Here is a 12,386-nt window from a genome sequence, read left to right as displayed (position 1 = left end):
ACGCTCCGCGCTTTTTCCCGGTCCAGATCACGTACCCAATGAGGAGACATCCATGATTCGTGCAACCGTAGCCGCCGCATTGCTGACCAGCACCTTTGCCCTGCCCGCCGTGGCCCAGAACTTCCCGACCAAGCCCATCACCATCGTCGTGCCCTCCTCGCCCGGCGGTGCCATCGACCTGGCGGCCCGCCTGATCGGTCAGAAAATGGGCGAGGCCTGGGGCCAGTCGGTGGTGATCGAGAACCGCGCCGGAGCGTCGGGGATCATCGGCACCGAAGCGATTGCCAAGGCCGCGCCCGACGGCCATACCCTGGCCCTGGTCGCGAGCAGCCACGCCATCAATCCCAGCCTGTTCAAGAAGCTGCCGTTCGACACCATCAAGGGCTTCGAGCCGGTGGCGCTGACCCATGTCGTGCCGCTGGTGCTGGTGGTCTCGCCCTCGGCCCCGTTCAAGAGCGTCAAGGACGTGGTCGCGCACGGCAAGGCCCATCCGGGCGAGATGACGTTTGCCTCCAGCGGCAAGGGCGGCGCGCCGCACATGTCTGGCGAGCTGTTCAAGACGCTGGCCGCCATCGATATCACGCATGTTCCCTACAAGGGCAGCACGCTGGCCCACCCCGACCTGATCAGCGGCCGCACGACGATGATGTTCGACACGGTAGCCGCAGTCAAAACCCAGGTGAACTCCGACCGTCTGCGCGCTTTGGCCGTGACTTCGCCCAAGCGTTCGGCGGTCTTCCCCAACGTTCCCACGATGCAGGAAGCCGGCATCGCCGGCTATGAAACCAGCACCTGGGGCGGCTTGCTCGCGCCCGCGGGCACGCCCAAGGCCGTGGTCGGCAAACTGAACGCCGAAGTCAACCGCATTCTTCAACTGGCCGATGTGCGCAAGACGCTGGTCGACGCAGGCATAGAGCCTGGCGCGGGCTCCTCGCAGCAGTTCGCCGATTTCATCGCCTCCGAATCGGTGAAATGGGGCAAGGTCGCCAAGGACGCGGGGATTCAGCCGGAGTGAAGCTGAGGCAGAAATAAAGGCCAGGCCGCGGGTTGCGCCGCCCCATTGGAGGGCGGCGCAAGGCCGTCGGCGGCCTGAGAACGCGCAGCGCGGCCGGCACAGGCCTTGCCGGTGAACGCTCGCAGCGAGATCATTTTCCGCTCCAAATGCAATTGGAAACATTAATTGCATTTTTCATCCATTACAAATTCAGCCGCAGCTTCTAAATTGGCGGGGTGAGCGCGCGCCTCACCAGCCATTCCAACTTCAAAGAATTTCCTTGCGCTGACTCATATTTCTTCAATATCAAACAAAAACCACCTACCGAGCCATACAACGAATCAAGCGGATCGTGAACAGCACGCCCTATGCATTCATATGGATGATCGTTAATACGGGAGGCATGCGCGCGCGGCTTGCACTTTCGTTTCTCGCAACGGCAATCCATATATCATCTTTGTTGGCTCAACCCGTTCTCATTGCTCAAATCATCAGGGAAACAGCCAGTCCGCTCAATGCCAATGCGCACATGCGAATTTTCCTTCTCGCCAGCGCGATGGGGTTTTCTGCGCTCATGGCTTATTGTGTGGCGATGCTCAACAATTCAGTTTTGCAAGACGTTCGCCTTGGCACAAAACATCTCCTTTATTCGAGCATACTGAACAAACCCGCCGATTTCTTTCGCAACGTCAATGAAGGCAGCATCGAGTCAACGGTAGCCACCGCATCCCTGGCGGTTCGCACCATCATTCATGATTGTCTTGGCACGATCATTCGGGCTTTATTTTTCATTGCCTTTTCCGCAGCGCTTATTTTCTCTGAATTGCCTTTGTATGGTTTGATTTTCTTCGCCGCTGCACTGGTGTATTTTTGCATGGCCTATTTTCTTGCGCGTCGCTCTGCGCAAGCGATTGTTTCTGCCGTCACCGCAACAACCCACGTGTCCAGGGAAGCCTCCGATATTCTCGCCAACATGGAGGCGATTCATGGCAATGACATGGGCGAGCATGAAAAGAAGCGGCTGTTGTCTTTCTTGAACATCGAAAGAGACGTCTATAGAAAAGGCCAGGGATTGATTGACAGCAACGAATTTCTGCAAAAGATTTTCCTGACATCCATTTTCATTGCCTTTGTGATTTCCGTTTCACCCGAGGCTAAAGGCGATGCGGCAACGGCCATCATGCTGTACATCATTGGATTGCTGGCTTACACGCAACTCGATCTGGTGGGAAAATCCTTGAACTCTCTGTTCGAGCAAGCCCATAAACTGGACGCAGTTCTAAGCAAGATCTCCTTCCAAGACGAGTACCAAGCCACAAAAGAAGGGGCGATTCGGGGAAAAAATGATCTCAGCATCAAGGTGAACAACATCTCGTTCTCGTACAAAGGCGGCACACCGATATTTTCAGATATTTCAGCAGTTCTTGCCCCAGGATCACGCCACATCATTTCTGGCGAGAGTGGCGCGGGGAAATCCACTTTATTGAACACAATATCGGGGCAGCTCCAGCCGACATCAGGCCAGGTTCTATTGGGCGGCGTGGATATTTTCAGCATCTCTCTTGCGGAAAAATCGCGCCTGATGTCGATCATTCCTCAAAATGTGACGCTTTTCAATCGGTCGATCTATGAAAATGCGACCTATGGAGTGCAAAACATCTCCTACCAACGTCTGGAAGAATTGCTGCTCAGTCTCCAACTGGACAGACTCCAGCGAGAAGGGCCGGCGCACTGGCTGGATGCCACGGTCGACAAAAGCGGACTGAATCTGAGCGGTGGAGAAAGACAGCGGCTGCTACTGGCCAGGGCAATCTTGCGCGCACGCCCCTTGCTTTTTCTGGATGAAAGCACTTCCGCGCTGGACAAGGAGACAGAGGCGGCCGTCTTGCGGGTGCTGCACGAACGTTTGCCGCACACCACCATCGTCGCCGTCAGCCACCATCCCCATGCGGAACTGGCCGCCTACCGCCGGATTGCCCTGGCTTGAAAGCAAGGCACGGACGTGCTTTGGCAATCGGCCTGGCGCCGCTGCAAGCCTGCTGTTGGGATCACGGGTCGGCGGCCGAACTCCTTTGGGCCGGCCGGCCTTCACCGCAGCGCCGCAGCCGCCCTGAACAGCGCAGGAATCAGGTCGGTTTCCACCCGGGCCGGTGAGTAATCGTCCAGCGTGGTCGCCATGCCAATGGCCACCTGCGCGCCCGAAGGCAGGGTGGCCAGCACGGCCACCGCGATCTGGTGCATGTTCACCTGGTGCTGGGTGATCACATAGCCATCGGCGCGCGCCTTGGCAATCTCTCCCAATAGCGATCCCAGATCGGTGGTCGTGCGCGGCGTGAACGACAGCGGCGGCTGGCGTTTGTAGATGGCGCGCAATTCCTCATCGTTGCATTCGGTCAGCAGCATGCGGCCGCTGGCGTTGGACCAGGCCGGCAGCCGGCGCCCGGGCAGCATTTCGGCCAGCGTGAGCTGGCGGCTGGGCAGGCGCAGCAGATAGACCATGTCGTCGCCGCGGCGCACGCTCAGGTTGACCGCCAGGCCGAACTGGTCGCGCAGCACGCCCAGATGCGGTGCGACCTGCGCGATCAGCGGATCGCCCTTCAAATATGAGTGACCCAACTCGACCGCCTTGGAGGTCAGGCGCAGCCGGCGCGACGCCGGATCGCGCGCCAGGTAGCCGAGCTTTTCCCAGGTGAAGACAAAGCGCTGGGCCGCGCTCTTGCCCAGACCCGTCATCTCGGCCACTTCCGTCAGCCCCAGGTCGCCCGGCTTGGCCGCGAAGGCTTCGAGCACACGCATCGCGCGTTCCACGGCCGCCACGTACAGGAAATCCTTTTTCTCGGCCGACTCATCGGCGGCAGCGTCGGCTGCATCTGGCATCACGGGTTCTCCCATATCAGGCACGCACCTTGCTTAAAGTATTTTATATAAATAGTTTGTATTGTATATCAATACTTTAGCCATGATACTCGAACTTTGTGACCAATCCGCCACCGCGCTGCGGCAAGAGATTCTGGCTGGCCATTTGAGCGCCCGCGAACTGCTGGGCGCCCATATCGAACGCATCGCGCTGTGCAATCCCCAGGTGAATGCGCTGGTCACGCTGGACCTGGACGCGGCGATGCGCCAGGCCCGGGCAGCCGACGAGCAGCAGGCGCGCGGCGAGCCGCTGGGCTTGCTGCACGGTCTGCCCATGGTGCACAAGGACTGCTTTCACACGCGCGGAATGCGCACCACGCAGGGCTCTCCCCTGTTCCGCGACCATGTTCCCACAGTCAGCAGCCTGTTGGTCGAGCGCGAGCAGGCCGCCGGGGCCATCACGCTGGGAAAAAGCAACATTCCCGAGTTTTGTGCGGGTTCGCACACCGTGAATACCGTTTTTGGTGCAACCCGCAATCCCTATGACCTGGGCCGGTCGGCCGGCGGCAGCAGCGGCGGCGCGGCGGCCGCGCTGGCCTGCGGCATGGCGGCGCTGGCCGACGGCAGCGACATGGGCGGCTCGCTGCGCAACCCCGCGTCCTTTTGCAATGTCGTGGGTCTGCGGCCTTCGCCCGGACGCGTGCCGCAGTGGCCCACGCTCAACCCCTACAACGCGCTGACCGTGGTCGGCCCCATGGGCCGCACGGTGGCCGACGTGGCCCTGCTGCTGGCCGCGATGGCCGGGCCCGATGCGCGCGACCCGCTGTCCATAGACCAGGACCCGGCGCGCTTTCTCGGTTCGCTGGAGCGCAGCGTCGCCGGCAGCCGGGTCGCGTTCGCCCCGACCTGGAACGGCCTGCCCACCGATCCTGCCGTGCTGCGGCTGATGCTGGCGCAAGTCCCGGTGCTGGAAGCCCTGGGCGCACAGGTGACCGAGGCCTGCCCGGATTTTTCCCAGGCCGACCAGGCCTTCCAGACCTTGCGCGGCGTGGCCTTCGAGCTGGCCTATGGCCCGCTTGCCGACCGCCACCCCGAAGCGTTCAAGCCCGCCATCCACTGGAACATAGCCGTGGGCCGCAACGCGGGCGGCGCCGAGATCGCCCAGGCCGAGAAGGCCCGCGCCGCGCTGTTCCAGCAGATGCACGGTTTCATGCAGTCGCACGACTTCCTGATCGGCCCCGTGAGCCAGGTGCCGGCCTTTCCCGTCGAGTGGGACCACGTGCACGAAATCGACGGTACGCCGATGAGCAACTACATCGACTGGATGCGCTCGGGCTACTACCTGTCATTGACCGGCCTGCCCGCGATCTCCGTGCCTTGCGGCTTCACCGACGACGGCCTGCCCGTGGGCCTGCAGATCGTCGGCCGCTACCGCGAGGAGCGCGCGCTGCTCGAGTTCGCCCACGCCTTCGAGCAGGCCGTGCCCTGCGGCCAGCACCGCCCGCCGCTGCTGGCCGCTGCATCCCTGAACACCTGAATCCCCGTCCCTCAGTCCCTCCCCAACCTCCTGGAGCTTACGCATGAAACGACTTCTCAGCACCGCCCTGTCCGCACTGGCCGTCCTTGGCGCCGCCCCGGCCCTGGCCGACACCTTCCCGTCCAAGCCCGTGACGCTGATCGCTCCCTTTCCTCCCGGAGGCTCGACCGATGTGCTGGCGCGCCTGATCGCCACGCGCCTGGGAGCAAAGCTGGGCCAGTCGGTGGTGATAGAGAACAAGCCCGGCGCCAATGGCTCCATAGGCGCTGCGGCGGGCGCGCGCGCCAAGCCCGACGGCTACACCATTTTGCTGATGGGTGCCTCCTCCTATACGGTCAATTCGCTGCTCTACAAGAACCTGGGCTACGACCCGCTGACCAGCTATGAATACCTGGGCATCGCGGGCGGCTCGCAGCTGGTGATGCTGACCAACCCCGGCACCAGCCTGGCCAGCGTCAAGGATGTGGTCTCGAAGTCGGCGGCCGAGCCCCTGAGCCTGGGCTCGTTCGGCAGCGGCTCGCTGCCGCATATCGCCAGCGAATTCTTCGCGCAGAAGACCGGCGCGCGCCTGGTGCATGTGCCGTACAAGGGCAGCGCGCCCGCCATGGTCGACCTTATAGGCAACCAGATTCCGCTGACCATCGAGACCATGGTCGCGGCCATGCCGCAGATTCGCGGCGGCAAGGTCAAGCCGATTGCCGTGCTGGGCAGCAAGCGCGCGGTGCAGCTGCCCGACGTGCCGACCATGCAGGAAAGCGGCGTGGCCGACCTCGATTTCGAGACCTGGTTCGGCTTCGTGAGCCCCAAGGGCACGCCACCCGAGATCGTCACGCGCCTGTCGCGCGCGCTCAAGGACGTGATGGCCGACAAGAGCACGCATGAAGCGCTGGACGCCGCCGGGTTCGATCCACGCTACTCGGACGCACGCCAGTTCCGCGACCAGGTGCAGCGCGAACTGCAGCGCAACGCCCGCACCATCGAAGCAGCCAACATCAAGGTGGACTGACCCGTGACGACCCACATCGCTTTACTGAGCCAGACTTCCAAGCTGGAATATCTGGGCCCCCTGCTGCAGGCGGCCTTGCCGCAGGCGCGCTATTCGGTCTGGCCCGACCCGGCCTGCCTGGACGCCGACGTGGCCGTCTGCTGGAACACGCCGCCCGGCGTCTACGCGCAGATGCCGCGGCTGCGGCTGGTGCACAGCATCGCCGCGGGCGTGGACAACATCCTGCCGGGCGCAGGCGGCCTGCCCGTGTGCCGCGTGGTCGACGACGGCCTCACGCGCGGCATGCTCGAGTATGTGATGTGGGCCGTGCTGCACTTCCATCGCTCTTTCGATGTCGCCTTGCGCCAGCAGCGCGGCCACGAATGGCTGCGGCCCAGGCTGCGCCCGGCGTCCGATTGCCGCGTGGGCATCATGGGCCTGGGCGCGCTGGGGCGCAGCGTCGCGGCCAAGCTGCTGGCCGAAGGCTATGCAGTGAGCGGCTGGTCGCGCAGCCTGCACCAGATCGAGGGCGTGCAGACCCATGCGGGCGATGAAGGCCTGCAGCGCTTTCTCGCCTCCACCGAGATCCTGATCAACCTGCTGCCGCTGACCGAAGGCACGCGCGGCATTCTGAACCAGGAGCTGTTTTCGCGCCTGCCTCCAGGCGCCTGCATCGTGGGCTGCGGCCGCGGCGAGCATCTGGTCATCGATGACCTGATCGCTGCGCTCGACAGCGGCCACCTGCGCGGCGCCGTGCTCGATGTGTTCCCGCAGGAGCCGCTGGACGCCGCGAGCCCGCTGTGGGATCTGCAGCAGGTCGTGGTCACGCCCCATATGGCGACCATGGCCTCGCCCCAGGCCGTGGTGCAGCAGGTCGCCGACAACATCCGCCGCCTGCAGGGCGGCGAGCCCTTGCGCAATCAAGTGGACGCCGTGCGCGGCTATTGAGAACCCATGTACACCCCCCCACCCTACGCACACCACGACCGTGCCGAGCTGCACGACTGCATGCGCCAGTGGAGCTTCGCCACGCTGATCACGCATGGTGCGGCCGGCGCCCAGGCGACGCATCTGCCGTTTCTGCTCGATGCCGACGACGGCCCGCTGGGCACGCTGACCACGCATCTGGCGCGCAACAACGCCCAGCTCGCCGATCTGCTGGCCGGCTCGCCGGCGCTGGTGATCTTCCAGGGCCCGCACGCCTATATATCGCCGAGCTGGTACGACAACCAGCGCACTTTTCCTACCTGGAACTACGCGGCCATTCACGCGCGCGGCCAGCCCGAGTGCCTGGAATCGCCCGATGCCGTGCGCGCGGTGCTCGACCGCACCGTCGCGCATTACGACGCGCCGCTGGGCGGCAACTGGCGCTTTCCCGAAATGCCGGCCGAGATGATCGCGCCGCGCCTGCAAGCCATCGTCGCGGTACGCATTCCCATCGACACGCTCGAAGGCAAGTTCAAGTTCAACCAGGACAAATCGCCGGCCGATCGCCGGGGCGTGCTGCACGCGCTGATGTCCTCGCCGCAGCAGGGCGACCATGCCGCGGCCGCGTTCATGCAACACGTGAACCGCCACCAGGATGCCGCGTGATCGCGGCCGACTTCTCCCACCTCTCTCCTCACCCCATGACCTCTGAAATCCCATCCCTGCAAGCCGCCGTGCAGCTTTACTTCGACGGCCTGTACGAAGGCGACGCCGAAAAGCTCGCGCGCGTGTTCCACGCCCAGGCCAGCCTGTTCATCGCCGTCGACGACGCGCTGGTGGCCCTGCCCGTGCCCGAGTGGCTCACGCGCGTCGCCGGCCGCGCCTCGCCCCAGTCGCAGGGAGCGCAGCGCGACGACCGCATCCTCATGATCGACCGCAGCGGCCCGGTCAACGCGCTGGTGAAGGTGTCCTGCCTGTTCGCGCCCCATGCCTATACCGACTATCTGAGCTTTATCCGCTTCGACGGGCGCTGGCAGATCGTCGCCAAGAGCTATGGCATTTCCTGAATTACCGAGTGCTTTCGATATGACCTCCCACACCAGCGAAATGTCTGAACAACAGACCCGGATCGCGCTCGCCGCCTTGTACCGCCTGATCGCGCATTTCAAGATGACCGACCTGATAGACACGCATATCAGCGCGCGCGTGCCCGGCACCACCGACCAGTTCCTGATCAACCGCTATGGCGTGCTGTTCCATGAAGTGCAGCCCGACGATCTGGTGAAGATCGACCCCAGCGGCCAGCAGATCGACGACGTGCGCGCCGCAGGCGAAGTCAATGTGGCGGGCTTCACCATCCATTCGGCCATCCATATGGCGCGCCATGACCTGGGCTGCGTGATCCACACCCACACGGCCGACGGCATCGCCGTCGCCTGCCATCCCCAGGGCCTGCTGCCGCTGAGCCAGCATGCGCTCAAGTTCTACGGCCGCATCGGCTACCACCCCTATGAAGGCATTGCCTTCGATCTCGAGGAGCGCGCGCGCCTGGTCGACAGCCTGGGAGCGCACAGCGTGATGGTGTTGCACAACCACGGGCTGATCGCGGCCGGCGGCACCATTGCCGAAGCCTTTCTCAACATCTTCTTCCTGGAACGCGCCTGCCAGGCCCAGGTCAAGGCCTTGTCGGCCTGCGCCCAGCCGATTCTTCCGCCCGAAGCCGTGCGCCAGCGCACCTCGGATCAGTTCTTGCGCGAAGAAGGCGTGGAGCACGCCGAGAAGGTCTGGCAGGCCGCATTGCGGCTGGTCAGCTAGCGCGCCGGCCGGCGACGGCCTGCAGAATGCAGCGCGCGACGATGGTCCACGGGGCCAGCATTTCCTCCTGGGGAATGCTCGCAAAGGCCAGCATCAGCCCCGGGCTGGGATGGCGGCCCAGATAGTAGTTCGACAGCGGCCGCGCGATCACGCCCTGGGCCGCGGCCGCCGCGGCAATCGCCACGTCGTCGGTGCCCGGCGGCAATGACAGCACCAGATGCAGGCCCGCATTGCTGTCGTATTCGTGCAGCCAGCCCGGGCCCAGCGACTGCTCGACCAGCCCGATCAGATAGGCGCGGCGCGCCGCATAGATCAGGCGCATGCGGCGGATATGGGCGGCGTAGAGGCCGCTGTCCATGAACTCGGCCAGCGCGGCCTGCTGCAGCATGTGGCCGCCGCGGTACAGCTCCGATTGCGCGGTGCGAAACGCCGCGGCAAACGGCGCGGGCACGACCATATAGGCCATGCGCAGGCCCGGGTACAGCGTCTTGCTGAACGTGCCCACATAGATCACCGGCGCGCCGGGCAGCAGGCCTTGCAGCGAGGCCACGGGGTGGCCGGCGAAGCGGAACTCGCTGTCGTAGTCGTCTTCGACCACCCAGGTGCCGTGGCGCGTCGCATAGGCCAGCAGATCGAGCCGGCGCGCCAGGCTCATGACCGGGCCCAGCGGATATTGGTGCGAAGGCGTGACAAAAGCAAAGCGCGGCGGCTTGCCAGAAGCGCTGAGCGGAAAGCGCATGCCTTCGGCGTCGACCGGCATGGGCTTGAGCCGTATGCCGTTGATTTCCAGAATGCTGCGCGTGCCCCAGTAGCCGGGCTCCTCGACCCAGGCATGGTCGCCCGCGTCGCCCAGCACGCGCGTGATCAGATCGATGGCCTGGTGCACGCCTTCGGTGACGACGATCTGGCCGGGCTCGCAGACCACGGAGCGCGCCTGGCGCAGATAGACCGCGAGGCTCTGGTGCAGTTTGGGATAGCCGCCGTTGGTCGCATAGCTGAGCGTCGCCGGCGGCAGCTGCCGGCTCAGGCGCGCGGTGATCTGCGCGAGCTTGGCATGCGGCACCTGGGTCACATCGGGCACGCCGGGCAGGAATGCGCCCCACTGCGTGGACTGGGCCTTGGCGTTCATCACCACCTTGCGCCCGCGCGCCGAAAGCCGCCCCGCCACGGCCTTGCCCGGCAGCGCCACGGCCGTCTGGCTCGGCCTGACCGGCGCCAGGTCGGGAATGCGGTCGGCCACATAGGTGCCGCTGCCCGTGAGCCCCTTGGTATAGCCCTCGGCCATCAGCTGCTCATAGGCATGCATCACGGTATTGCGCGAGATGCCGGCCTCCAGCGCCAGATCGCGCGTGGGCGGCAGCCGCGTCGCGGCCGGCAGGCTGGCGTCGTGGATGGCGTCGCGCAGGCATTCATAGAGCAGCCGGTTGACCGGCATGGCGGGCTTTTCGCGGCGCAGTTGCGCGAGCCGGGGGGCGATCAGGTCGCCGCTGATGGACTTCAATTGGCACCATCCATTTTGGTCAAAGTGGTGCTGGATTATAGGACCGATTGGCCATGTAATCCATTCATCAACCACCCGCCAACGAGCTCCTCCATGAACAACCAGCAGATCAACCAGCGCCGCCTCGACGCCACCCCCCGTGGCGTGGGCGTCATGTGCAACTTCTATGCGGACCGCGCCGAGAACGCGACCATCTGGGACGTGGAAGGCAAGCAGTACACCGACTTCGCCGCGGGCATCGCCGTGGTCAATACCGGCCACCGCCACCCCAAGGTCGTCGCCGCCATCCAGGCCCAGCTCGAGCGCTTCACGCACACCGCCTTCCAGATCGTCCCCTACGAAAGCGCCGTGGCCCTGGCCGAGCGCATCAACGCGCTGGTGCCTATCGATGGCGCCAAGAAGACCGCGTTCTTCACCACGGGCGCCGAGGCCGTAGAGAACGCCATCAAGATCGCGCGCGTCAGCACCGGTCGCCCCGGCGTGATCGCTTTCGGCGGCGGCTTTCACGGCCGCACCATGATGGGCCTGGCGCTGACCGGCAAGGTCCAGCCTTACAAGGCCGGTTTCGGCCCGTTCCCGGGCGAGGTCTATCACCTGCCCTTCCCGGCCCCGCTGCGCGGCGTGTCGGTGCAGGACAGCCTCAATGCGCTCGAGCACCTGTTCAAGTGCGACATCGAGCCCGGCCGTGTCGCGGCCATCATCGTCGAGCCGGTGCAGGGCGAAGGCGGCTTCAATGTGGCCGATGCCGCGCTGTTCGCCGGCCTGCGCCAGGTCTGCGACAAGCACGGCATCCTGCTGATCGCCGACGAAGTGCAGACCGGCTTCGGCCGCACGGGCAAGCTGTTCGCGATGCAGCATTTCGCCGTGCGCCCCGACATCATGACCATGGCCAAGAGCCTCGCGGGCGGCATGCCGCTGTCGGCGGTCTGCGGCCGCGCCGAAGTCATGGACGCCGCCAACCCCGGCGGCCTGGGCGGCACCTACGCGGGCAACCCGCTGGCCGTGGCCTCGGCGCATGCGGTGCTCGATGTCATCGCGCAGGAACAGCTGCTGGCGCGTTCGGTGCAACTGGGCGCGCGCCTGGAAGAGTTCCTCAACGACCTGCGTGAACGCGTGCCCGCGATCGCCGAAGTGCGCGGCCTGGGCTCGATGATCGCCATGGAGTGCGTCAATCCCGACACCAAGGCGCCGGACAGCGCGCTGGTGGCGCGCATCCAGAAGGAAGCGCTGCAGCGCGGCCTGCTGCTGCTGAGCTGCGGCCAGTACGGCAATGTGATCCGTTTCCTCTACCCACTGACCATTCCCGATGCCCAGTTCGACACCGCGCTCGCGACGCTGGGCGAAGCCGTGTCGGCCGCAGTGGATGTCGCGGTCGCAGCTTAAGAAAGGACCCCATCATGGACATGAAGACTTCCCCCCTGGCCTTGCTCAACGACCCCAGCCTGCTCAAGACCGACGCGCTGATCAACGGCCAGTGGGTCCAGGGCGATGCACGTTTCGATGTGAACGACCCCGCCACCGGGCTCAAGCTCGCCGATGTGCCGAACCTGGGCGCGGCCCAGGCGCAAAGCGCGCTCGACGCCGCCAACGCCGCCTGGCCCGCATGGCGCGGCAAGACCGCCAAGCAGCGCCATGCCATTTTGCTCAAGTGGTACGAGCTGCTGATGGCGCACAGCGACGACCTCGCGCGCATCATGACGGCCGAACAGGGCAAGCCCTTTGCCGAGGCCAAGGGCGAAGTCGCCTACGGCGCGAGCTTTGTCGAATGGTT

General features: G+C 64.8%; 12 protein-coding genes. 10 read left to right on the top strand and 2 right to left on the bottom strand.

The annotated features are described in order from the left end of the window. The first annotated feature begins 52 nt into the window (after window positions 1-52). Both KHY18_RS20025 and KHY18_RS20020 read left to right on the top strand, forming a co-directional pair. Window positions 53-1,015 carry a tripartite tricarboxylate transporter substrate binding protein gene (locus KHY18_RS20025; RefSeq protein WP_213303971.1) on the top strand — a complete coding sequence of 321 codons (963 nt, stop codon included), beginning with the start codon at window positions 53-55 and terminating at the stop codon, window positions 1,013-1,015. A gap of 331 nt (window positions 1,016-1,346) precedes the next feature. Then, a complete protein-coding gene (locus KHY18_RS20020) occupies window positions 1,347-2,981 on the top strand; it encodes an ATP-binding cassette domain-containing protein (protein ID WP_213303968.1) in 1,635 nt (544 codons plus the stop codon). 101 nt (window positions 2,982-3,082) lie between these two features. Here KHY18_RS20020 and KHY18_RS20015 read toward each other — a convergent pair whose 3' ends face one another. Further along, entirely contained in the window at window positions 3,083-3,871 is a 789-nt protein-coding gene (locus KHY18_RS20015; protein ID WP_213303966.1) for an IclR family transcriptional regulator, read from the bottom strand. An 82-nt stretch (window positions 3,872-3,953) separates the two neighbouring features. On the opposite strand from KHY18_RS20015, the gene KHY18_RS20010 reads away from it, so the two are divergent. Genes KHY18_RS20010 through KHY18_RS19985 form a run of 6 tightly spaced genes read left to right on the top strand, consistent with a single transcriptional unit; the run spans window position 3,954 to window position 9,114 of the window. Then, window positions 3,954-5,387, top strand: coding sequence for an amidase (locus KHY18_RS20010; protein WP_213303964.1), 1,434 nt, complete (start codon window positions 3,954-3,956; stop codon window positions 5,385-5,387). 43 nt (window positions 5,388-5,430) lie between these two features. Continuing rightward, window positions 5,431-6,393, top strand: coding sequence for a Bug family tripartite tricarboxylate transporter substrate binding protein (locus KHY18_RS20005; protein ID WP_213303962.1), 963 nt, complete (start codon window positions 5,431-5,433; stop codon window positions 6,391-6,393). Between the two features lie 3 nt (window positions 6,394-6,396). Then, a complete protein-coding gene (locus KHY18_RS20000; protein WP_213303960.1) occupies window positions 6,397-7,320 on the top strand; it encodes a 2-hydroxyacid dehydrogenase in 924 nt (307 codons plus the stop codon). Between the two features lie 6 nt (window positions 7,321-7,326). Next, on the top strand, window positions 7,327-7,965 hold the full coding sequence (locus tag KHY18_RS19995; protein ID WP_213303957.1) for an FMN-binding negative transcriptional regulator: 639 nt from the start codon (window positions 7,327-7,329) through the stop codon (window positions 7,963-7,965). Window positions 7,966-8,000: 35 nt separating this feature from the next. Continuing rightward, entirely contained in the window at window positions 8,001-8,366 is a 366-nt protein-coding gene (locus tag KHY18_RS19990) for a nuclear transport factor 2 family protein (protein ID WP_213303954.1), read from the top strand. A 19-nt stretch (window positions 8,367-8,385) separates the two neighbouring features. Continuing rightward, entirely contained in the window at window positions 8,386-9,114 is a 729-nt protein-coding gene (locus KHY18_RS19985) for a class II aldolase/adducin family protein (RefSeq protein ID WP_213303951.1), read from the top strand. Here KHY18_RS19985 and pdxR read toward each other — a convergent pair. Continuing rightward, the gene (gene pdxR, locus KHY18_RS19980; protein WP_213303947.1) at window positions 9,107-10,615 is read right to left on the bottom strand and encodes a MocR-like pyridoxine biosynthesis transcription factor PdxR; all 1,509 of its coding nucleotides are present in this window, start codon (window positions 10,613-10,615) and stop codon (window positions 9,107-9,109) included. The two genes, KHY18_RS19985 and pdxR, sit on opposite strands and share 8 nt — an antisense overlap. Window positions 10,616-10,708: 93 nt before the next feature. On the opposite strand from pdxR, the gene gabT reads away from it, so the two are divergent. Further along, on the top strand, window positions 10,709-11,998 hold the full coding sequence (gene gabT / locus KHY18_RS19975) for a 4-aminobutyrate--2-oxoglutarate transaminase (protein WP_213303944.1): 1,290 nt from the start codon (window positions 10,709-10,711) through the stop codon (window positions 11,996-11,998). 14 nt (window positions 11,999-12,012) lie between these two features. Next, window positions 12,013-12,386, top strand: a 374-nt coding sequence (locus KHY18_RS19970; protein WP_213303941.1) for an aldehyde dehydrogenase family protein, incomplete at its 3' end; no start/stop codon positions are given.

The sequence above is a fragment of the Acidovorax sp. CCYZU-2555 genome, assembly GCF_018413525.1.
Lineage (GTDB): Bacteria > Pseudomonadota > Gammaproteobacteria > Burkholderiales > Burkholderiaceae_C > Comamonas.
The sequence above is the reverse complement of the archived record's forward strand: the minus strand, read 5'-3'. Positions and strand labels throughout refer to the sequence as shown.